Here is a 20302-nt window from a genome sequence, read left to right on the forward strand (position 1 = left end):
GAGGGAAATTTCATGAATCAGAAATTCGCTATTTTTGACATCGACAAAACGGTCATCCATACGGACTCCATGTTTCGATTTTTGAAGTACGGCATACGAAAACACCCGGCCACGACACCGGTCATCCTGAAAGTCGTGCTGCATTCCGTGCTCTACAAGCTCCGTCTCCTGGAAGCCGAAAAGGCAAAAAGCGCTTATTTTCATGCGATGCGCCATATGGATGACGCCGACCTGAAGCATTTTTACGAAACGGAATTGAAGCCTGCCATCTTCCCGGATGCGCTGAAGGAAATGCAGCTAAAAAAAAGCGAGGGCTATCATGTCCTGCTCGTAACCGCGTCCCCCGACGCTTACATGAGATATTTTGCGGAGCTGCCCTGCGTCGACGCGGTCATCGCCACGAAATTATCCGTTCGGGATGGGCGTTTCACGTCGATGATTGAAGGAAACAACTGCAAGGGTGAGGAGAAAGTGAACCGGATTCAGCAATACTTATGCGAGCAGCGGCTGGCCATTGATTACGACTCTTCCTGCGCGTACTCCGATTCCTTATCCGATCTGCCGATGTTTCGGCTTGTTAAGCACAAATATTTGATCAATCAAAAGTCCGCCCATGGATGCGAGGGATTAACATGGAACAAGTAAAAGCGCAGAGCGCCCCGCGCCACTTAGGCAAGCTGTTTATGATCCTGTCGGCTTTTTTGACGGCGACCGGCCAGCTGTTCTGGAAATGGGGACACGCCAATTTGGTGTATATGGGAATCGGATTTGTCTGTTACGGCCTGGGAGCCATCCTCATGATCAAATCGTTTTCCCTGGAGAAGCTGTCCGTCGCTTATCCCCTGATGTGCATCAGCTATATCGTGGCTTTGTTTTATGGGGAGTTCTTTCTGGATGAGCCGTTAACCTTGAAAAAGCTGGCCGCCGTGGCCCTGCTTGGAATCGGGGTGACATTAACCTCCTATGAAAAGTGACGTGCTGCTGTACTCGCTTCTGCTCCTAATGACCTTGCTGGGCTCGCTGGGCAGCGTATTCTTCAAAGGATATACCGCGAGCAAACGGATCAAGCTGCTGCTGATCGGTTTTCTTAGCTACGGATTGGGAGCCTTGTTAAACATTTACCTGCTTGGGAAACTTCCGTATACGCTGGTGATGCCGGCCAATGCCCTTACGTTCCTGTGGGCGCTGCTGTTTGCCAAACTGGTGTTCAAGGAAACCATCGGCATTCGAAAAATCGCCGGCGTTGCCTTTATCATATCCGGATTGCTGCTGCTGATCTGGTAAACGAATGCCGCTAGGCCGAATCTCAATACATATCACGGATAGATTGGTGGAACGAAAAACATGACTTTTTTCAGTTATTTATTTGGAAATAGAAAAGATAATTACACGGCGGTCGGGCTAAGCGTCTGCCTTGCCTTATGGTATGTATTCATGAACCTTCCCTTCGTGACATACATCAAGGATCACACAGCCGAATTGATGCCTCACAGCCCTTTCTACGGTGCGCCCTTTACGCTGAATTTGTTTAACTTCGACCCTTCGATGGAATATGGACCGGAAAATATTTCGATCATCCATCCGTTCATTAATTTCCTGACGAGTCCGCTAACAACGATGATCGGGAGCTCCAACCTCCCTTATCTTCTGATTCAATCCGTCTTGAACGCCTTTAGTGCAGCTTTGGTTTATTACATCGTTCGGCGAAGCGGAGCCGGCTGGTTGCTGTCATTTGTAACGGCAGCTTTCTTCGGTATCAGCTCATATTCGCTGTTCACGGCATTCATTCCGGATTCATACGCGTATGCCCAATTCATGATCATTTTGTCGGCCGCTTATTTGCACTACAGCCGGTTGGAGGACCGGTATGCCGTCATGCCGAATGCCTCCCTGGCCCTGATTAATTTCGGGATCACGTCCACGAATGTGGCAACGTTCTCGGGAGCGTTGCTGATCAGCCTGTTCGATCGACGCCGAATGGATACAATCAAAAGGTTTATCATCATTATGCTGATTTTTCTGGGAATGGTGGTGATCGTCACCCTGCTTCAGCACTTGCTGTTCTCCGGTAAGTCATGGATCGCGAACGTGTTTTCAAGCGTGCAGAATGGTGCGCTCAGCTATGTTTCTCCCTTCTCATGGGAGCATCATTCCCGGGTCTTCTACATGCTGTTTGTAAGCCCGATCCTGTCGCCTGAGCTTGCCATGATCGATCCGGGAATCGCGGCGTTCGTGACAGATCTGGCCAAACCGTATCCGATCCATGTCCATATCGTCGGGATCGGGGTACTGCTCCTAGCCGTTCTGTCCTTCATCAAGGGCATCCGTTCCCGGGATACCTGGGCATTTTCCATCTATATTCTGTTCGCCATTCTGCTGCACATCATCGTGGGGTTCGGTTTGGCCACATATGCTTACGATCTCTACCTCTACGCAGGACATTATCTGTTTGCGCTGTTCGTGCTTGCTGGGCTGTTCATTGCCAAGACGAAGAGCCTCCGGCTTCAACAAGTCCTCACCGGCATCATGGCGCTGTTCCTGCTCATCACGCTCGTCAACAATATCGTGCTGCACGGTCAGTCGCTGGACTATATTCAGACGACCTATGACACGGTGTTCAAACATATCGAGAAATAAGACTGTAAAAAAAATCAAAAGACCCGTCCCCTGAAGCATGGCCGAATACCATGCCTAAGAAGGACGGGTCTTTCGTGTAATTAAGTCTCCAAATGCTGCACGTTGTACAGTCTGGCATAGCTTCCATCCAGAGTCATCAGCTCGCCGTGCGTGCCCTGCTCCGTAATTCTTCCATTCTCCAGCACAACGATTTGATCGGCGTGCGTTATGGTCGAAAGACGATGGGCGACGATCAATGTGGTGCGGTTGCTCGCTAGGGATTGCAGCGCCTGCTGGATCAAATGCTCGGACTCCAAATCCAGCGCCGAAGTCGCCTCATCTAGCACCAGAATGTCCGGATCCTTGAGAAAGACGCGGGCGATCGCCAGTCTTTGCTTCTGACCTCCCGACAGCTTGACGCCGCGTTCGCCTACTTCCGTGTCATAGCCTTGCGGCAGCTGGGTAATGAAGTCATGGGCATTGGCGGCTTGGGCAGCGGCGACGATCGCAGCTTCATCTGCCTCTGGATTGCCGAACAGAATATTTTCTCGGACGGTGCCGCTAAACAGGAAGTTGTCCTGCAGGACCATGCCCACCGATCCGCGCAGGCTGTCCAGCGTCAAATCCCTGACATCGTGGCCGTTAATCTTCACCGCGCCCTGCTGCACATCGTAGAATCTCGGAATCAGTCCGATCAGGGACGATTTGCCGCCGCCGCTCATGCCGACGAACGCAATCGTCTGTCCCTGCCGAATGGTCAGGTTAATATCTTGAAGCACCCATCCCGCAGCGTCATTGTATTTGAAGGAGACACGGTCGAATTCGATCTGTCCCGCGGTCTTAAGCGTTTTGGCATTCGGACGGTCCACGATGTCATACGGCTCGTCCATGAGCTCCTTGACCCGCTCCAGCGACGCTGAGGCCTGCGTCAGCACCGTTGAAGAGTTAATCAGGCGGCGAAGGGGCGCATACAATCTGTCGAGATAACCGAAGAAGGCAACAAACGTACCTAATGTCAGATCTCCCTGGATCACCCGGTAGCCCCCGTACCCGATAACCAGAATAGGCGCAATATCGGTCAGCGTGTTAATCACCGAGAAAGTCAGCGCATTCCAGCGCGTCTGGGCCATCGCTTTATTCAGGAAATTTCCGTTGATGCCTTCGAATTTCTTCTGATCATAACACTCCAGGGTAAAGCTTCGGATGACCGAGATCCCTTGAATCCGCTCATGCAGGTATGCCTGAATGCCCGCGAGAGCCTGCGACCGGTCTTTGGTCAAGCGCTTAAGCCGTTTATAGAGTAAGTTCACCGCTAGTCCGTAGAGAGGCAGAATCGAGATGGCAACCAGCGTCAAAACGGGATTCATGAAGAGCATGACCACTAATACGAACAGCAATGTGAACATATCCAGCCAGATGTTCATCATGCCGACTTCCACCAGGTTTTTCGATTGCTCCACATCATTGATAAAACGCGATATTGCCTCGCCGACCTTGGTATTCTGGTAGTAACGGAGGGACAACCGCTGCAGATGCGCATACAGCCGGTTACGCATGTCAAACAAAATACGGCTCGTAATGAACTGCGCAAAATACTGCCGCAGGTATTCCACCGGACCGCGAACGATGACAAACAGCACCAGCGTCCCCCCAAGAATCCACATCAGATCCTGGATTTTCTGCTCGATGCTCATCTGCTGATTGATCAGCAGATCATCCACGACATATTTCATGATCATGGGCAGCAATAATGGGATCGCGAATTTGATCATGCCGATGATGAGGGTGAGAATGATCCACTTCATATACGGCTTAACGAACGGATAATAGATTTTCCATGACTTCAAAGGTGAATCACAGCCCCTTTCTTCAGATTATAGAATGCACAAAGTTTTCTGCGAAGGTGAACTCCTTCGATAATCGCAAGAAAAACGCCCTTCTAAACACTGTCTGCCTTCAGTAAAGGTACATCGATGGAGGTTTTTCTCAAGGGACATCCATCTAGTGACAGACGAAGAGCAGTTGACATTTGAGAGCTTCAATGCTTTATTAGTTCTAAACTCATGAAATGTATCATGTCTGCAGGAGGATTTAGTCATGACCAGAATTTTCGTGACGGAAGCGGTCATGCTGGCCATTTACGGTCAGCTGTTAGTACCACCCAAACCCGTCGAATACATCATTCCATACACCACGATTTTGGAATTATATGAGCTTCATACCACGGAGGAACATCTCATGAATAGCAGTGCTGATGACCAGCACGTCAAAATAAAGATCGGCGAATTGATATCATATTTCGAAGAGCCGCTGAACAAAAAGAAAATCGAGCGGGCCCTCCAGGTTCCCTGGTCCAAAAGCCCGACCATTCCCGTTAGCGAAACCACTCGGGTCTCGGTCATGAACACCATGGACACCGCACCGTACGGAGAGTCCTTCGATCCCATTGAGACCGAGCTGCTGCTGGCTTCCCAAAAAGCGGAGGCTCCCATATTGACGGATCAATACGAGTTGATTCAGCGTATCGTTGAAAGCGCTCTTCCCGTACAGGTCTATGATATCGACGATTTTGACTTTGCACTGGAGGTCCCGTTATCCGGGCAGCCGTAAGGCTCCTGTGTACATGCATACACAAGGCAAAAGGAGTCCCTTCCCCGGTTTGAATGGGGCAGGGACTCCTCATGTTGACCGAAAAAAATTCCCCGTGGGGGGAATTTAAAGCATGCACATCTGCCTCCACGAACGAGCCTCAGCTCTTCTTTTTTATCTTATCGAGCAAGCGGATCGTGATCGCATCCATAGCGGGCAATGCCTGGAAATCAAAATATTTAAGAGATACTTCCGTATTCGGGGACAAATGAATGGCGCTGTGCAGACCGGTTGCCGCGTAAACGCCGATTACATAATATACCTCATCTCCACCAAGCTGCTTCTTCATATACTCCGGACCTGATACAAGGTCCAAGAGTCGCATATCGTCCGCGGTCAGGCCGCTCTCTTCCCACAGCTCTCTGGAGGCTGTGTCTTCAAGAGCTTCGCCGGGCTTCAGGTTTCCGATCGGGAGTCCCCACTCGTCCCTGTTCTGACGTTTCAGGAGAAGTATCTCTCCGTTATCGTTCAGCACAAGCACCGCCGCTTTCACACGGACCACCGAACGTTTGCCGATATACTGGCGAATATCACGGTGATATACGCTCATCTTGGGAACCTCCTTTCCCTAGATGGCGCTGCAGTCTCTCATCAGGTTAATTTACTGCGCCCTCTTCTTCATAAATATACGAAATGTCATCCAAGGATTCCTCATATTTCACGCGTAGCGTATACCCTTTCAAATACCACAGATCCTGCTCTTCCATATAGAAAGTTACCTCTTCCGAACGCTCCGTCAGTCCTGCTTCCCTTGGCTCTTCTACCGAAATACCGAGCGAAAAGCCGGGATGGAGCCCGCCGCCTGAGCTATAGCGTGGAAAGAAGCGAACGAACGTGCCGGCTTGAAGGTCGAGTTCCTTCTTGTACCAACGTGCTGCCTGATCGCTGACTTGAATTTGCATGTGTCGTGCACCCTCCTTAGACGTTATTTTATGTTGATCCCTATCTATTTGGCAGACCGGAGATCATAGGGACGGTATCCATATTTAGCTGCAATATTATCATAACGCATACGCACGTTAGGATACAAATCATTTTGATAATTAAATAGTGACATAAGGTTCCGGCCTTCCTTCACTATAAGAATGACTCGCGGGGATCCGAAAAAATAAGTTTGACACATTCCAGTTCATGGTGATAAAATTCAGTCCATACGAGATCGATTTGAATAAAATGTAAAATGACGAAGAAAGGGTGAGTGACATGCTGAAATTGTTTGCGATGGATAAAGATCATCTGGATCATCATTCCCTACAATTCAATATGGATCGACTCCCCGCTGGTGCTGACTCATCATCATCAAGCCTCGTTCGTTCGTTGTCGGAATGAATTAGAACGAAGCTGCTGACCTTTGCGCGGAAGTCATGATCACCGTGCGTATGATAAGTTCAAAATTAATGAAGCATATCGTCCGTCGTCGGATGATGTGCTTTTTTTGGTTTTTGCGGATGATATGATGCCAGAACGATACGAAAGGAAGGGATAATGTGTTTGCCGTACTTAAAAATTTAGGCTGGTTTTTCAAGCGTGAGAAAAAACGTTATTTGATTGGCCTGGCCCTGCTCATCTTTTGCGGATTGGTTGAGCTTCTGCCGCCGCTCCTGCTCGGAAACGCCATTGACGATATCGTCAGCAGCTCCATAACCTGGGCGTCCCTCGTCCAATACCTGCTCATGATTCTCGGCATCGTTGCTGTCGTATATTGTGCCACGTACATATGGATGCACCGTTTATTCGGAGGCGCAAACCTCGTGGAACGCCTGCTCCGTACCCGGTACATGAACCATTTGCTGCGGATGCTTCCTCCGTTTTTCGAGCGCAACCGTACCGGGGACCTGATGGCCAAGGCGACGAATGACCTTCGCTCCGTGGCTGCAACCGCCGGCTTCGGCATGCTCGTCATGACGGACTCCACCATCTACTTGATCGTCGTCCTGTTCGCCATGGGTTTCATCGTCAGCTGGAAGCTGACGCTGGCGGCGATTCTGCCGATGCCGATCATTGCCATCGGCATGGTGATCTACGGAAGAGCCATTCATAAACGCTACACGCTGGCTCAAGATGCCTTTGGAGACATGAACGACCAGGTGCTGGAGTCCGTAGCCGGCGTGCGCGTCATCCGGGCTTATGTGCAGGAACGCGCCGATCAACAGCGCTTCCAGGATATTACGGATGACGTATATCGTAAAAATCTGGCGGTTGCCAAAGTGGATGCCTTATTCGAGCCGACCATCAATTTTTCCATCGGTCTCAGCTACGTCATCGGTTTGGCCTACGGGGTGTACCTCGTGTTCCAAAATCAAATCACGCTCGGAGATCTCGTATCGTTCAATATGTACCTCGGGATGATGATTTGGCCGATGTTTGCGATCGGGGAATTGATCAATATCATGCAGCGGGGTAACGCCTCGCTGGATCGGGTCAACGAAACCTTGAAGACGCCGCCGGATGTTGCCGACGTCGCGGATCCCGTAGACGTGAAGGTTCCGGACACGATTCAATTTAAGGATGTCACCTTCCGTTACCCGACTTCAACGATCGAAAATTTGCAAAATATCAGCTTTACGCTGCAAAAAGGGCAGACGCTAGGCGTTGTAGGACGCACGGGCAGCGGCAAATCGACGCTGCTGAAGCAGCTTCTGCATGAGTATCCGACCGGAACCGGGGATATCCTCATATCCGGCGTGCCGATGGAGAGGCTCGCGACCGATCAGCTCCACAGCTGGATCGGGTATGTGCCGCAGGAGCAGATCCTGTTCTCCAAGACGGTGCGCCAGAACATCCAATTCGGCAAGAAGGATGCCAGCGACGAATTGATCATGGAGGCGATTACGACCGCTGCGTTTGACCGCGATCTGGTCACCCTGTCCGATGGTCTGGATACCATTGTCGGCGAAAAAGGCGTGGCGCTGTCCGGCGGGCAAAAACAGCGGGTATCCCTGGCCCGGGCTTTCATCGGCGACCCTGAAATCCTGATTCTGGACGATTCCTTGTCCGCGGTGGATGCGCGCACGGAAGCCAGGATCATCGATAATATCCGGAGCAAGCGCGCCGGTAAAACGACCCTGATCTCCACGCATCGCCTCTCGGCGGTCCAGCATGCCGATCTGATCGTCGTGCTGGAGGACGGCCGAATCACGGAGCAGGGAACCCATGATGAACTGCTGGAACTCGGCGGCTGGTACCGCGAGCAATTCGAACGCCAGCAGGTGGAAAACAATCTGACCTCGGAGGAGGTGTCTTAATTGACTCCAAGCGATACAACCATCTCGAATGAATCCGGAATTGCCAAACGGCTCTTCCGTTATGCCTTAACGGCTAAGGGCACCTTCATCACCGCCCTGATTCTGCTGGCCATCGGCGTTGCCGCCGAGCTGGCAGGACCCTTCATCGCGAAAACGATGATCGACGAGCATATCTTGGGCATCGAGCGTCCCTATTATGAGACGACGCAGGCTCAGGGTGCCGCATCCTATAATGGAACTTATTATAAACGTGAAGATCGCTTTCAGGAAGGCGAGACACGAGGTCAGGAAGTGCGCCTCGTTCAGGCTGGCCGCAGCTTCTATTTCATTGATGAGCCGGTAACCCGAACCGAGGGAAACCGTTCCTTCCAGGATGGCGTATTGACGATTTCCTACGCCTCGGAAGAGCTGCAATACCCGGCCGTCAAATTAACCAAGGAACAGCTGTTTGAATTTTACAAACCCGAGCTGCCCAGCATTTATAAACTCGTCGGCCTGTTCCTGATCTGTCTTCTGATCTCCATGATAACGGTATTCGGCAGAACGTACTGGCTCCAATCGGCAGCCAATCGGGTCATCCAGAAGCTGCGTACCGATGTATATGCCCATATACAGCGCTTGCCCGTCAACTTCTTCGATAATCTGCCGGCAGGCAAAGTCGTTTCCCGGGTAACCAATGACACCGAAGCGGTTAAGGACCTGTTCGTTGCGGTATTATCCAACTTCAGCTCCGGCGCCGTCTATATCACGGGTGTTTATGTCGCCCTGTTCCTTCTGGATGTCAGACTGGGCTTGATCAGTTTGTTTGTCATCCCGATGCTGATTGTATGGACCATCCTGTACCGTAAATTCGCAACCAAATACAATACGGTTATCCGCTCCCGTCTGAGCGAGATCAACGCCATTATCAATGAATCCATCCAGGGTATGGCCATCATCCGTGTATTCCGCCGCCAAAAAGCGACCCAGGACGAGTTCGAGGCGCTAAACGCGGATTACATGGCCCATCAGAACAAAATGCTGAATCTGAACTCCTTCACCACCCACAACCTGGTCAACGTGCTGCGTAACGTTTCCTTTGTGGTCGTGCTCTGGTATTTCGGTTCGGCATCGCTGAACGGTGCCGGGATCGTTTCGATCGGCGTGCTGTACGCTTTCGTCGATCTGCTCGGCCGCATGTTCCAGCCGATTACCGGCATGGTCAACCAGCTGGCCGCGCTTGATACCTCCATCGTCTCCGCCAAGCGGGTATTCGAGCTGATGGATGAAACGGGCGAAAAAGTAACGGACGGCTCCATGCCGCGATATTTGGGGAATGTGGAATTTCAGGACGTATCGTTCGCTTACAAGAAGGACTACGTGCTGAAGAACATTTCGTTTGAAGCGAAGCAAGGACAGACGGTGGCGCTTGTCGGGCATACGGGCTCGGGCAAAAGCTCCATCATCAATCTGCTGTTCCGTTTCTATGACCCGCAAAAAGGCACCATCACGATTGACGGCCAGCCTGTCACCGATATTCCGAAGCAGTGGCTCCGCAAGCATATGGGAATCGTGCTGCAGGATCCGTACCTGTTCACCGGCACCATTGCATCCAATGTCAGCCTGGGCGATCCGGACATTACCCGGGAACAGGTAGAGCAGGCCCTTCGCGACGTAGGTGCAGATCGGCTCCTGGCCCATCTGCCGCAAGGCTTTGATGAGCCGGTGCTGGAGAAAGGCAGCACGCTTTCCGCCGGTCAGCGCCAGTTGATCTCGTTTGCCCGTGCATTGGCGTTCAACCCGGCCATACTGATCCTTGATGAGGCCACCGCTAACATCGATACGGAAACGGAAGCCTTGATTCAAGACGCGCTGGAGGTTCTGAAGCGCGGTCGTACAACGTTTATCATCGCTCATCGCTTGTCCACGATCCGCAGCGCCGATCAGATTCTGGTCCTTCACCGCGGAGAAATCGTGGAGCAGGGTTCCCATGACGAATTGATGGCCTTGGGCGGAAGGTACTTTAAAATGTACCAGCTCCAGCAAGGAAGCTCGCCTTCGGTTCCGGAGAATAAGGAAACGGTGCTGGCCGCTTCCAACAGCAACTTGGCCGGAGGGCATTTATAGATCAAGTTAGGCAAAGCCAACGCAGTCATATGAAGACAGACCGCGGTTAATATCGTAGTTTTTCTTGCGATATCCGGAAGGTCCAGGCTTGTAAGTTTATACTTTCTGACACTTTAAAAAGGCTGTCCCCTGTCGAATGTAACATTCGCTTGGGGACAGCCTTCTTTTTTACATCGTATTCTGGAGGTACATAACAAGAATTACTTTGCCGAATCAAGAGTACCGGCTGCTTTGACCGTGATTTTGGTGTACTTGGACGGCACGAGTACGTCATCGGACGATTTTGAGATGACTTGCGGGTACATTTTGTCCGGATCGGGTTGCACCACCTTGAAGTAGATTACGGCTTCGGTGTCGCTGACATAGTCTACCGAAGTAATTTTAATGCCATACCCCGGATTCGGCAGATCTTCCTTGGTTACCGTGACTTTATTCTGCGATTCGTCCACCTTGACGACGCTTGTGCTTACATCCGGTTCAGATTGGTCCGGCTCTTCGGGTATCATGTTCTTCTGATGCTCCTCAATGAATCGAATGGAATTGTATACGAGCTCTGCCGCTTCGATTCGCGATAAACTCTTCGTCGGATGGAACTTGTCGTTCGCGTCCAGCTTCGCGATTTTGGTTAACAGCAGGAATTGCACGGCCCCGCGGCTCTCCTCTTTCATCAGATCCTCGTCGGCCACATGCAAATACATCATGATCACCGGATAATTCCCGGTCTTCTGAATCGCTTCCGAGAGCAAGGTCGCGAACCCTTCGCGCGTGATCGGCTCATTCCATTTCATGTCCGCGGATACCGACAATCCGTTCTGAGCCGCAATGTTCACGGCTTCGGCAAACCAAGCATCCTTCGGAACACTGTCGAACGAGCGGCCCGTAAAGTTCGGCTGCACCTCCAGGCCGGCTGCATTCACGATCATCTGCACTGCCTGAGCGGTCGTTATCGTCTTGGACGGAGCGAATTTGTCGGCGCTGATGCCCTGGATAATTCCTTTCGATTGCAGTTCCTTCACCATTTGCAATGGCTTCTCCTCTTGTATATCCGTAAAAGCAGAGGCGGCGCCGGCACCGAGCAATGACGAAGTGACAAGCATAGCGGTTAATAATTTGGTTGTTTTTTTCATAGTTACACCTCCTATTATTCCTGACGCAGAGGTGCTGGAATATGTTTCATCTGAAGCGCATTTTCTTCTACACGCTTTTTTCGCTATCCAGGCCCAGCTTTATATACATCTCGCGGGAGTAACCTTGAAGCTTCTGCTCCAGCGCTTGGGCTTGGTCCTTAAATGCCGTCAGCTCCCGAATCATTCGGGAACGGCCGGCCGGGCTAAACGTCTCATGGATCCGTTCTTTGAAATAATCATGAACGATATAGTTTCGCTGCTTCCATACTTCTTTTAATTGAAGCGTCTCTTCCTCGGAGAACGGAAAGTAATGCTGGATCTCATGGACCAGCTGGCCCAAGGAGCTGCTTAGTTTCCGCTGATATAATTGGGTGAAATCTTCCTCTGAAGGCACATTCCCTTGAGAAAGCTTGATCAGCATCAACAAATTCGCGAGCTGCTGCTCAAGGGCCTGTGAATAATACACCGCTAATCCGAAATAGGCAAACAGCTCTTTGGAGTGGTCACTGTCCAGCAGTCGAGTTTGTTTCATGGTATCCTCCTCTAGTATTGGCTGTCTTTACCGTTTCTATTTGTGTATATTCCTATGGTAAAGGAAGACTCCTCCTACTTCAACCTACTTTTCGGATCATGGACGCTGCATCCTTGCGGGAAGCCGTCCATAGATAAACAGCCAGTAATATAAATCCGTAGATGAAGGAATAGGCGATCGTCAGGAGTTTGACGGCCGGTGACCGCTCGTCGGCATGCATGAACAGGTCCATCATGACGGAGACAGGCGGCAGCAAGTAAGGGATGATTCCCCAATAAGCATGATCGAACTGGACAATGGATTGACCGGCCAAGGAAACAATGATCACGATGAATAGTAACCCTGCCGCTCTTCCCTGGTTCTCCATGAAGCCGAACTGAAAGAAAACGGACAGCGAAATGCCCAGCAAGGACATTGCGACATGTCCCACATAACCAAGTGCAAACTCGTAGAATGTAATCGGCTTATCGAACATCCCGAACATGACGGGATAAAGGACAGCGAATGCACTGAATAGGATGGATAGAAGACTTACCGTGATATATTGGGCGGCATAAAACCGTAGGGCCTTGCCGCTATGAACAATCAGGAGCATCGTTTGACGCCCTTGATCGTGATTGTGGAAATTCAACCCCAGCCAAGCTGAGCCGACAAACAGAAAGGCTGCCGTCACGGCATAACTGTCCATGATCGGGTTAGGCCGGTAGGAGTAGAGGAACACCACCGAGATCAGCATGAATGCAATCGGAGCGAAGTATCGATATGATCTTGTGTAACTGGCAAGCAAGTAACGGATCAGGGATCCCATCATGCTCCCTCCCCCTCCATAGGCTGGCCCGAACCCGGGCGCTCGGGCTCTTTCATCTCCCCGCGCCAAGGCTCAAGCCGTATCAGCGAACCGCCAGACTGCAAAATATCCAGCAGCATGTCGTCCGTTGCCTGCCGCGTAACCATCATCGATGCCGGGTTGCCTCTGGATATCCAATAGAGAAACCCGGGGCGGCGTTCAAGCTCCAGCATGTTGTCTGGCGAAACATGCGTGAATTCCAGCTTCATCCGCTCTAAATGCGGACTCCTTTCAAGCAATCCGTCCCGCTCGATCCGCCCCTGCCGCAGCCGCGTCTCCCGATCAGCCAGCGATGCAATAAGCAGCGGCTCGTGAACGGACATCACGATAGCCGTTCCTTGTCTTTTGATCTCGGTCAGAATGCCGATCATCTCCATCTGGGAGGACTCGTCCAATCCCGAAAGCGGCTCATCCAGAAGCAGCAGATCGGGCTGGCTAAGCAAGGCCTGCATGATATTGACCTTTTGCAGCATTCCCTTGGAGCATAGCGTCATCTTCATGTCCTGCAATTGAAACACATTCAGCATGGCATCGATCCGCTTCGCGGCTTCTTGTTTGTCCATGCCCTGAATGCCGGCCATATGGCGCAAATATTCGGAAGGGCGAAACCGCAGCGCAGGAAAACGTTCCGGTACATAGCCGACGCGCAGCGATGTTCCATATTCGATCCTGGACCCTTCCGACGGGTTAGCAAGCCCCGCTATCACATGCAGCATGGTGCTCTTGCCTGCGCCATTGCTTCCCGTTATCGCAACGCACTCAGCGCAGGAGATGCTCCAGGTGATGTTATGCAGGACGGCATACTTGCCGAAACGCTTATGTACTCCGTTCAATTCCAGCAGCTCCTGCAAACCCTTCAACTCCTGTTCACATATTCTGGTGTTTGTATTTCGTTCAGGTATTTTTCGAACACGATCGTGCCGGCGCCTATGACGCCCGCGTACTCTCCCAACTCGGATGGCTGAAGCATGATTTTATCATGAAAGCTGGACAAGCTTCTGTTATATGATGTTTCTCTTACATATGTGAAGTAATCCGGGTACCGGTTCGCAAGGACTCCACCGATGATAATCGTTTCCGGGGTTAGCAGGTTAATGACATTAGCCAGGGATATACCGACATAACGAGCCGATTCGTTCAGCATATTGGCAGCCAATGGATCTCCGTCCACACCGGCTGTGATCACATCGGTGATGTCCAATCCGTGATCATTGCCATCGAACGAGGATTGAAGAGAACTGCCAGCTCCGCGCCGCAGCTCTTCTCCGACCCTGCGGACGATGGCCATACCGGATGCGATCGCTTCCAGGCAGCCGGTATTGCCGCAATTGCAGCGCGGACCGTCAATATCGATCGTGCAGTGTCCGATCTCACCGGCTCCAAAAGGGCAACCCTGATATATTTTCTGGTTGAAGATCAATCCGCTCCCGATCCCGATATCCGCATCCACGTATACCAAATGGTTGAAATGCCTGCCGTTTCCATACCATAACTCACCGAGTGCCATCACGTTAGCGTCCTTCTCGATTTGGGTCGGAAGCTCCGTATTCTCCTCGATCAGTCCCTTTAACCGTACCTGATGCAGCCCGGGAAGGTTCGGCGGAGACAGGATCTTGCCTTGGACCGGATCTAGCGGTCCCGGAGCTCCCACCCCTATGCCGATGATTCGGGACTTCAGGCCCGACTCGTCCAATACGGCTTGGATCGTGGAGATTATGACATTCACCACGCTGCCGCGATTGGCGTTATCTTCAAAGGGGGAATATTTATCCATCATCGCTTTCCCCTGCAAATTAATGACTGCCGCTCTTACGGAGGAGGCGCTGATATGAACGCCAACCGTGTAAATATCACCGGAATTCAAGGAGAGGAGTTTGGGCTTCCTGCCCCTGCTGGACTCGTCATAAAACCCGGCTTCAGCAATCAATCGATCCTTCATCAGCTCATCCGTCAAATTGTTCACGGCGGTAAACGTCAAATTCATCTTGGCTGCGATTTCCGCCTTCGTCAAACTGCCGTAGTCGCGGAGCAGCGCGATAATGCCGATACGATTCAGGTTTTTGACATGCCGATTGTTCTTGCCAACGGAACTGTTCATCTTACAACCTCATTCTTTTTACCCATATTGTTCTTCCCTCTCACACATCTATCATAGGGGAAAATTCGGAGTTAGTAAAATCCATTACTCAACGAACTGCAAATGAAAAGCCTGACCTCCTATTCGGAAATCAGGCCTGGTTATATCACACAATAGAAACTTGTTAGATTAAACGTGGCTCAGCATCTCGCGGCATGCTTCGGCACATTTCCGGCATGCTTCCGCACATTGTTTGCAATGCTCATGATCATGCTTCTCGCACTCTTCCGCGCAAGCCAGGCATGCCTTGATGCACAGCTCGCAAATCTCCTTAACGTAAGGGCTTTTGCGGGACATGGCTTGAGCCGCAAAAGCGCAAATATCCGCACACTCTCTATCGAGTGTAATACAATCGCGAAGCATGGCCAGTTCATATTCTTTCAGGCAGGATACATAGCATACATTGCAAGCGTTCATACATTGGAGACATGCTTCGATGCATTCTTTATATTTGAGTTCATTTAACATTGGATTGGTCCTCCTTGTAGTTATTACGCTATGCCTTTGTATTAAACGTTCGACTGCCCTCTGAATCAAACGCTGGCTAGAAAGTCCCAAGGTACAATTGCCCAGAATGACCAGGCAAATGGTTGACTTATGCCCGGCTTGTCTTCCCCTCCAGCTGTTCAAGCTGCTCCCTTAGCAGCGATCTCTGAAAATGCTCCCCGATAAACACCACCACATCCGGCACTTGGCCCTGGGGCGTTATCTTCATAAAATCGGATTCGCGAAACGCGTACTGGAACAAAAAACGGCTGTTCGTATCGCTGAAAGTGAGAATGCCCTTCGCCCGGTATACATCCCTTGGCAGCCCGGCTATCAATCGTTCGAACTCCACGCTGTTTACCGGATGGCTGAAGTAGTATGTGTACGACATTACATGATCATGGGAGCCATGATCATGTGTTTGGTCGTGGTCGTGGTTGTGGTTGTGGTCATGCTCGTGGCTGTGGCTGTGGTCATGCTCATGGCTGTTGGCTTGCTTGTTTTTGTCTCTGTGCTCATGGGCATCCCCGGCCTCTCGATGATGTACAATCGAATGCTCATTCCGATCCCCGGGATCGCTCTGCAGCAAATCTTCAACATTCAAGTCGCATCGCACCGAAGGAACAATCGAGGCATGTGGATTCCACCGCTTCACCAACTCTCGAATCGTCTCTCTGTCCCGGTCCTCGACCAGGTCCATTTTATTAAGGACGAGCGCGGAGGCTGCGCGAATCTGCTCCTGCATCAACCGGTAGGTCTTTCCCTTCTGCTCTATGTTCAAATGCAGCAGATGCGCGGCATCCACGACAGTGATCAGTTTTTTCACGTCAATTCTCATATATAATGAGGCTTCCGCTGTCGCGTCCAGAATTTCCATCGGATTGGCGATTCCCGTCGCTTCAATAACGATGACATCCGGCCGCTCCCGCTGAATCAGCATCGCGATTTCGGATGATAAATCGGAACGAATGGTGCAACAGATGCAACCGCTAAGCATCTCTGCCGTCGGCACCGCTTCATCGGCTGCCAGCCCTTCAATGTTAACCTCGCCGATCTCGTTCATGACAATGGCCGGCCGCAATCCCTGCTGCTTGAAGGAGGCAATGAGGCGGCTAAGCAATGTCGTTTTTCCACTGCCGAGAAAACCTGATAAAATATAAATGGGTGTTACGTGCTCCACGTTCCATACTCCTTTGCGCACATTGTTTATTATGCTAGCGAGTGTACTACATTTCATCCGTCTACCGCAAGCGTCCCGCCATTAACTGAACAGGAGTTGTCATAACGCATGAATTCAACGCAAGAACATAAACAGCAATCCCCCGCTTCCGTGAACTGTATGGTGATTACGGTTTCGGACACGCGGACGAAGGACACGGACAAGAGCGGCAAACTGATGATCGGCTTGCTTGAAGAAGCCGGACATGCCGTCGTGGCATACAGCATTGTTCCAGACGACTACGAAACGATCCGTGAAACGATTTATTCCGCGGCCAGCGCTCCGGAGATCGATATCGTGTTACTAACCGGCGGAACAGGCATCTCGAGCCGGGATACCACCTATGAAGCGGTCTCTTCGCTGCTGGATAAAGAACTCCCGGGATTCGGAGAAATCTTCCGCTTCCTTAGCTTCACCGAAGATATCGGGTCTGCGGCTATTTTAAGCCGCGCGATCGGCGGCACGATAAGCCACACGGCCGTTTTCTCGATGCCGGGTTCCAGCGGTGCCGTAAAACTTGCCATGAACCGTATCCTCCTGCCTGAGCTGCGGCACGTCAAATATGAGCTGGATAAACACCGATCATAACCAACTAACGCCGGGCACCATGCAAAAGGCCGGATGCATATGGGCATCCGGCCTTAGCTGTATCCTAACTGCTGGCGCGTCGTTGATGTTTGGCAAGCAGGGAGGGCGCTATTTTTTTGACCTGGTCATAATAATTATCCGTTTTGTCGCCTGTCGACGTATAGACGATGGACGTTTCCTTGTCACTTATGATCAGATTATGCCCGCCGGCCGCATTGGCATCCCCTTCCGTTACGCCATAGATTTCCTTGAGGCCTTTTTCCCTTGCCGCTTGATTTTGATAGACGTACACGGTAATAAACTGGCTTGCATCATAATTGATCCGGTATTGATATGTGATATTGCCGACGTTGTCCTCTACATAGGTTTCGTTGGTCAACGGCATATCGGCCTGGTTGAACGAGGCTTGGAGATCCTCAAGGAATTTTCCGTTCATGCCCCGGCCTGATATCCGGGCCTCTCTGGAGCCTTCCTCGTAAGCCCTCATGTTATATAGGCGCATCTCGTCCCTGGCCACCTGCCTGGAGCAACCGACCGATATGGCAAGAATGGAACAGAGCAATAACACGGTAACGATTTTGCGGTATTTCATGTTCACTCCCCCTTCCTAAGGTGTCAAAGGCTACCTTCCCTTAGAATGCCTGTGGGAGAGGAACATTATTCGATAAAAACGGCCAAATATTATAAGGCGATGACGCTTCGTCCTACCGCCCCGCCCTGCAGGATGGTATTCAGCACTTCGGGCAAATCGGTCAATCCGTATTCGCCGATTCCTTCTTGAAGCACGGATGTCGGCTTCCATTCATTCGCCAGCTTGGTCCATAACGCTCGGCGGTAGGCCATGGGGCAGTACACCGAGTCGATGCCAAGGAGATTGATTCCCCTCAGTATGAACGGAAACACCGTCGTTTCAAACGCACCGCCGCCCGTCATGCCGGAAACGGCGACGCTTCCGCCGTATTGTACGCTTTTCAGGATGGCGCCCAAGTGATCACCACCGACGGGATCTACCACGGCTGCCCATTTCTCGGCGGAGATGGCCCCCTTGGAGGCTGCTGCAGCTTCTTCTCTGGAGATCACCTCATGGGCTCCCAGCTTCAAGAGCCAGTCGGTTTGGCTGGATTTGCCTGTCGATGCCGTTACCCGATAACCTAACTGGTTAAGAATGGATACCGCGAAGCTGCCCACTCCCCCGGTCGCGCCCGTAACCAGGACGGAACCCTGCTCCTGCCGCAACCCATTCCGCAATAAAGCCTCGATCGATAATGCTGCCGTGAACCCTGCGGTACCGATGGCCATCGCATCGCGCGGAGACAAACCCTGCGGCAAGGGAACGAGCCATTCTCCCTTAACCCGTGCATATTGGCTGAACCCGCCTTCATGGGATACCCCTAACTCATAACCGGTACAGAGGACGGAATCCCCTTCCTTGTAATCCGCATGAGCGGAATGCACGACCGTCCCTGCCAGGTCAATGCCTGGTATGAACGGATACCTGCGAACGATTTTTCCACCCGGTATGCTGGCCAGCCCGTCTTTATAGTTAACCCCGCTGTATAACACCCGCACAATAACGTCGCCTTCGGGCAGCTGATCCAACCTCATGTTCTCCACGCTGCCGCGAACCCCTTGCTCATCTTGACGAAGCACATAGGCTTGAAATTCGGTTTCGTTGTCCACACATATCACTCCTTGGGTTAGTTTAAGTGCTGCAAAGCAATCTGGATTTGCACGAAGAATATGTCGAAGCTTTATGCATGCTCTCGGAATATGGCGACTTATGCGCTTTCCCGAGAAATGATCCAGTTTCGTCTTTTATAATCAGAATTGTGTTATTATGGAAAGAGAATACTTTTATAAAAAAATGATCAGCTGGAGTTGAAATCCACGTTATGACTCATTTTGATTATGGATCTAAACGTAGATCCTTCCGCTTCTCGTTCTTGCTCACTCTGGTGACACTGTTTCTGTTACCGGTCGTCCATAAACCGATCAACCAGATTCTTGAATTCCTTGGTATACATACACAATCAGGGGGCATTGCCGGCTCGTTTCTCGTTTTCTTTCTAAGCTTGGGTCTCGTTCTAACGCTGTTTAGACTAGTCTTCTGGGTTTTCCCTTTAATTACCTGGCCTGGTCTCAAAGTGTACGTACTAATCGGCCTCCTCTTCATTTTAATGACAGGGATCTACGAATACACAAGCACACACCGCTCGATCGAAGCGGCGGTATTCAAGGAGAAACATCCTTTTCTTGAAGCACCTTTCAGCATTAATCATGCTGAAATCATACAATCCGAAATAATCCCTGAAAAGGCCTATTCTTTCGTGGTGACATCGAGATCGGGACTACAATTATCCACCTATACCAAAGGATGGTTCGGATGGAAGATGTCCGCCGTATCTATATTATACCCTTCTGCCGAGAATCCCTCTTCTCCGCCTGTATTCTCGGAGACAAGCATGGATTCATCACTCGTCTTTGGCCTATATAGAAGCACAGAACCCATTCGGATTCATGTAAATGGTCAGCCGGCACATACCTTACCCTACCAACAACTGAGGCCGGATGTCAGTGAAGATTTGTACATGTGGTATTACGAACGCCAGCCCGACATGCTTGAGAACAAGGACAAGGTTCATCTCACCGCGCGTGACGTCAACGGAAGTATAGTGGATCGACTTGACCTATAGGCCAAGTACAAAAAGACGCTCCCTTCTCCTGCCAAGCGGCAAGATTGGGGAAGCGTC

The 20302-nt window shown here is 51.1% G+C and carries 21 protein-coding genes; 9 read left to right on the forward strand and 12 right to left on the reverse strand.

The features are described 5' to 3' along the window. Nucleotides 1-12 precede the first annotated feature (12 nt). From GYMC10_RS20135 to GYMC10_RS20150, 4 genes are read left to right on the forward strand one after another with little or no spacing between them, the layout of a single operon-like run. Nucleotides 13-645, forward strand: coding sequence for an HAD-IB family hydrolase (locus GYMC10_RS20135; protein WP_015736253.1), 633 nt, complete (start codon nucleotides 13-15; stop codon nucleotides 643-645). Next, on the forward strand, nucleotides 633-974 hold the full coding sequence (locus GYMC10_RS20140; RefSeq protein WP_009590672.1) for an EamA family transporter: 342 nt from the start codon (nucleotides 633-635) through the stop codon (nucleotides 972-974). The genes GYMC10_RS20135 and GYMC10_RS20140 overlap by 13 nt, the downstream gene beginning before the upstream one ends. After that, nucleotides 964-1284 carry an EamA family transporter gene (locus GYMC10_RS20145; RefSeq protein ID WP_015736254.1) on the forward strand — a complete coding sequence of 107 codons (321 nt, stop codon included), beginning with the start codon at nucleotides 964-966 and terminating at the stop codon, nucleotides 1282-1284. The genes GYMC10_RS20140 and GYMC10_RS20145 overlap by 11 nt, the downstream gene beginning before the upstream one ends. Before the next feature lie 60 nt (nucleotides 1285-1344). Beyond that, entirely contained in the window at nucleotides 1345-2637 is a 1293-nt protein-coding gene (locus GYMC10_RS20150) for a DUF6080 domain-containing protein (protein ID WP_015736255.1), read from the forward strand. Nucleotides 2638-2717: 80 nt separating this feature from the next. On the opposite strand, the gene GYMC10_RS20155 is transcribed toward GYMC10_RS20150, so the two are convergent. After that, nucleotides 2718-4463: an ABC transporter ATP-binding protein gene (locus tag GYMC10_RS20155; RefSeq protein WP_015736256.1), complete on the reverse strand. Its 1746-nt coding sequence runs from the start codon at nucleotides 4461-4463 to the stop codon at nucleotides 2718-2720. 250 nt (nucleotides 4464-4713) lie between these two features. Here GYMC10_RS20155 and GYMC10_RS20160 point away from each other — a divergent pair, with 250 nt between their 5' ends. Beyond that, a complete protein-coding gene (locus GYMC10_RS20160) occupies nucleotides 4714-5226 on the forward strand; it encodes a hypothetical protein (protein WP_009590651.1) in 513 nt (170 codons plus the stop codon). 139 nt (nucleotides 5227-5365) lie between these two features. Here GYMC10_RS20160 and GYMC10_RS20165 read toward each other — a convergent pair whose 3' ends face one another. Together GYMC10_RS20165 and GYMC10_RS20170 are read right to left on the reverse strand one after the other, a co-directional pair. Then, nucleotides 5366-5815: an NUDIX domain-containing protein gene (locus tag GYMC10_RS20165; protein WP_009590665.1), complete on the reverse strand. Its 450-nt coding sequence runs from the start codon at nucleotides 5813-5815 to the stop codon at nucleotides 5366-5368. A 46-nt stretch (nucleotides 5816-5861) separates the two neighbouring features. Further along, nucleotides 5862-6167, reverse strand: a complete 306-nt coding sequence (locus tag GYMC10_RS20170; RefSeq protein WP_009590696.1) for a HesB/YadR/YfhF family protein — start codon at nucleotides 6165-6167, stop codon at nucleotides 5862-5864. A 585-nt stretch (nucleotides 6168-6752) separates the two neighbouring features. On the opposite strand from GYMC10_RS20170, the gene GYMC10_RS20175 reads away from it, so the two are divergent. Both GYMC10_RS20175 and GYMC10_RS20180 read left to right on the forward strand, forming a co-directional pair. Then, entirely contained in the window at nucleotides 6753-8510 is a 1758-nt protein-coding gene (locus GYMC10_RS20175; RefSeq protein WP_015736258.1) for an ABC transporter ATP-binding protein, read from the forward strand. Further along, nucleotides 8511-10616: an ABC transporter ATP-binding protein gene (locus GYMC10_RS20180; protein ID WP_015736259.1), complete on the forward strand. Its 2106-nt coding sequence runs from the start codon at nucleotides 8511-8513 to the stop codon at nucleotides 10614-10616. Nucleotides 10617-10816: 200 nt separating this feature from the next. Here GYMC10_RS20180 and GYMC10_RS20185 read toward each other — a convergent pair whose 3' ends face one another. The 7 genes from GYMC10_RS20185 to GYMC10_RS20215 all read right to left on the reverse strand — a co-directional run bounded on the left by GYMC10_RS20185 (nucleotide 10817) and on the right by GYMC10_RS20215 (nucleotide 16925). Then, nucleotides 10817-11743 carry an S-layer homology domain-containing protein gene (locus GYMC10_RS20185; RefSeq protein ID WP_015736260.1) on the reverse strand — a complete coding sequence of 309 codons (927 nt, stop codon included), beginning with the start codon at nucleotides 11741-11743 and terminating at the stop codon, nucleotides 10817-10819. 67 nt (nucleotides 11744-11810) lie between these two features. Continuing rightward, nucleotides 11811-12275, reverse strand: coding sequence for a hypothetical protein (locus GYMC10_RS20190; RefSeq protein WP_015736261.1), 465 nt, complete (start codon nucleotides 12273-12275; stop codon nucleotides 11811-11813). A 79-nt stretch (nucleotides 12276-12354) separates the two neighbouring features. Continuing rightward, nucleotides 12355-13086 (reverse strand): hypothetical protein, encoded by a 732-nt coding sequence (locus GYMC10_RS20195; protein WP_015736262.1) that lies wholly within the window; start codon nucleotides 13084-13086, stop codon nucleotides 12355-12357. Then, on the reverse strand, nucleotides 13083-13973 hold the full coding sequence (locus GYMC10_RS20200; RefSeq protein WP_015736263.1) for an ATP-binding cassette domain-containing protein: 891 nt from the start codon (nucleotides 13971-13973) through the stop codon (nucleotides 13083-13085). Before GYMC10_RS20200 ends, GYMC10_RS20195 begins: the two co-directional genes overlap by 4 nt. 5 nt (nucleotides 13974-13978) lie before the next feature. Further along, a complete protein-coding gene (locus tag GYMC10_RS20205) occupies nucleotides 13979-15220 on the reverse strand; it encodes an ROK family protein (RefSeq protein WP_015736264.1) in 1242 nt (413 codons plus the stop codon). A gap of 168 nt (nucleotides 15221-15388) precedes the next feature. Next, nucleotides 15389-15727 (reverse strand): four-helix bundle copper-binding protein, encoded by a 339-nt coding sequence (locus GYMC10_RS20210; RefSeq protein ID WP_009590455.1) that lies wholly within the window; start codon nucleotides 15725-15727, stop codon nucleotides 15389-15391. 127 nt (nucleotides 15728-15854) lie between these two features. Continuing rightward, the gene (locus GYMC10_RS20215) at nucleotides 15855-16925 is read right to left on the reverse strand and encodes a CobW family GTP-binding protein (RefSeq protein WP_015736265.1); all 1071 of its coding nucleotides are present in this window, start codon (nucleotides 16923-16925) and stop codon (nucleotides 15855-15857) included. A gap of 108 nt (nucleotides 16926-17033) precedes the next feature. Between GYMC10_RS20215 and GYMC10_RS20220 the strand changes: the two genes are divergently transcribed. Further along, a complete protein-coding gene (locus GYMC10_RS20220) occupies nucleotides 17034-17552 on the forward strand; it encodes a molybdenum cofactor biosynthesis protein B (RefSeq protein ID WP_015736266.1) in 519 nt (172 codons plus the stop codon). 64 nt (nucleotides 17553-17616) lie between these two features. Here the strand turns inward: GYMC10_RS20220 and GYMC10_RS20225 are convergent, their stop codons facing one another. Together GYMC10_RS20225 and GYMC10_RS20230 are read right to left on the reverse strand one after the other, a co-directional pair. Then, nucleotides 17617-18144, reverse strand: coding sequence for a hypothetical protein (locus GYMC10_RS20225; RefSeq protein ID WP_036661614.1), 528 nt, complete (start codon nucleotides 18142-18144; stop codon nucleotides 17617-17619). Nucleotides 18145-18233: 89 nt separating this feature from the next. Beyond that, nucleotides 18234-19232, reverse strand: a complete 999-nt coding sequence (locus GYMC10_RS20230) for an NADPH:quinone oxidoreductase family protein (RefSeq protein ID WP_015736268.1) — start codon at nucleotides 19230-19232, stop codon at nucleotides 18234-18236. A gap of 212 nt (nucleotides 19233-19444) precedes the next feature. Here GYMC10_RS20230 and GYMC10_RS20235 point away from each other — a divergent pair, with 212 nt between their 5' ends. After that, nucleotides 19445-20245 (forward strand): PepSY domain-containing protein, encoded by an 801-nt coding sequence (locus GYMC10_RS20235; protein WP_015736269.1) that lies wholly within the window; start codon nucleotides 19445-19447, stop codon nucleotides 20243-20245. Nucleotides 20246-20302 lie beyond the last annotated feature (57 nt).

The sequence above is a fragment of the Paenibacillus sp. Y412MC10 genome (assembly GCF_000024685.1).
GTDB lineage: Bacteria > Bacillota > Bacilli > Paenibacillales > Paenibacillaceae > Paenibacillus_AQ > Paenibacillus_AQ lautus_A.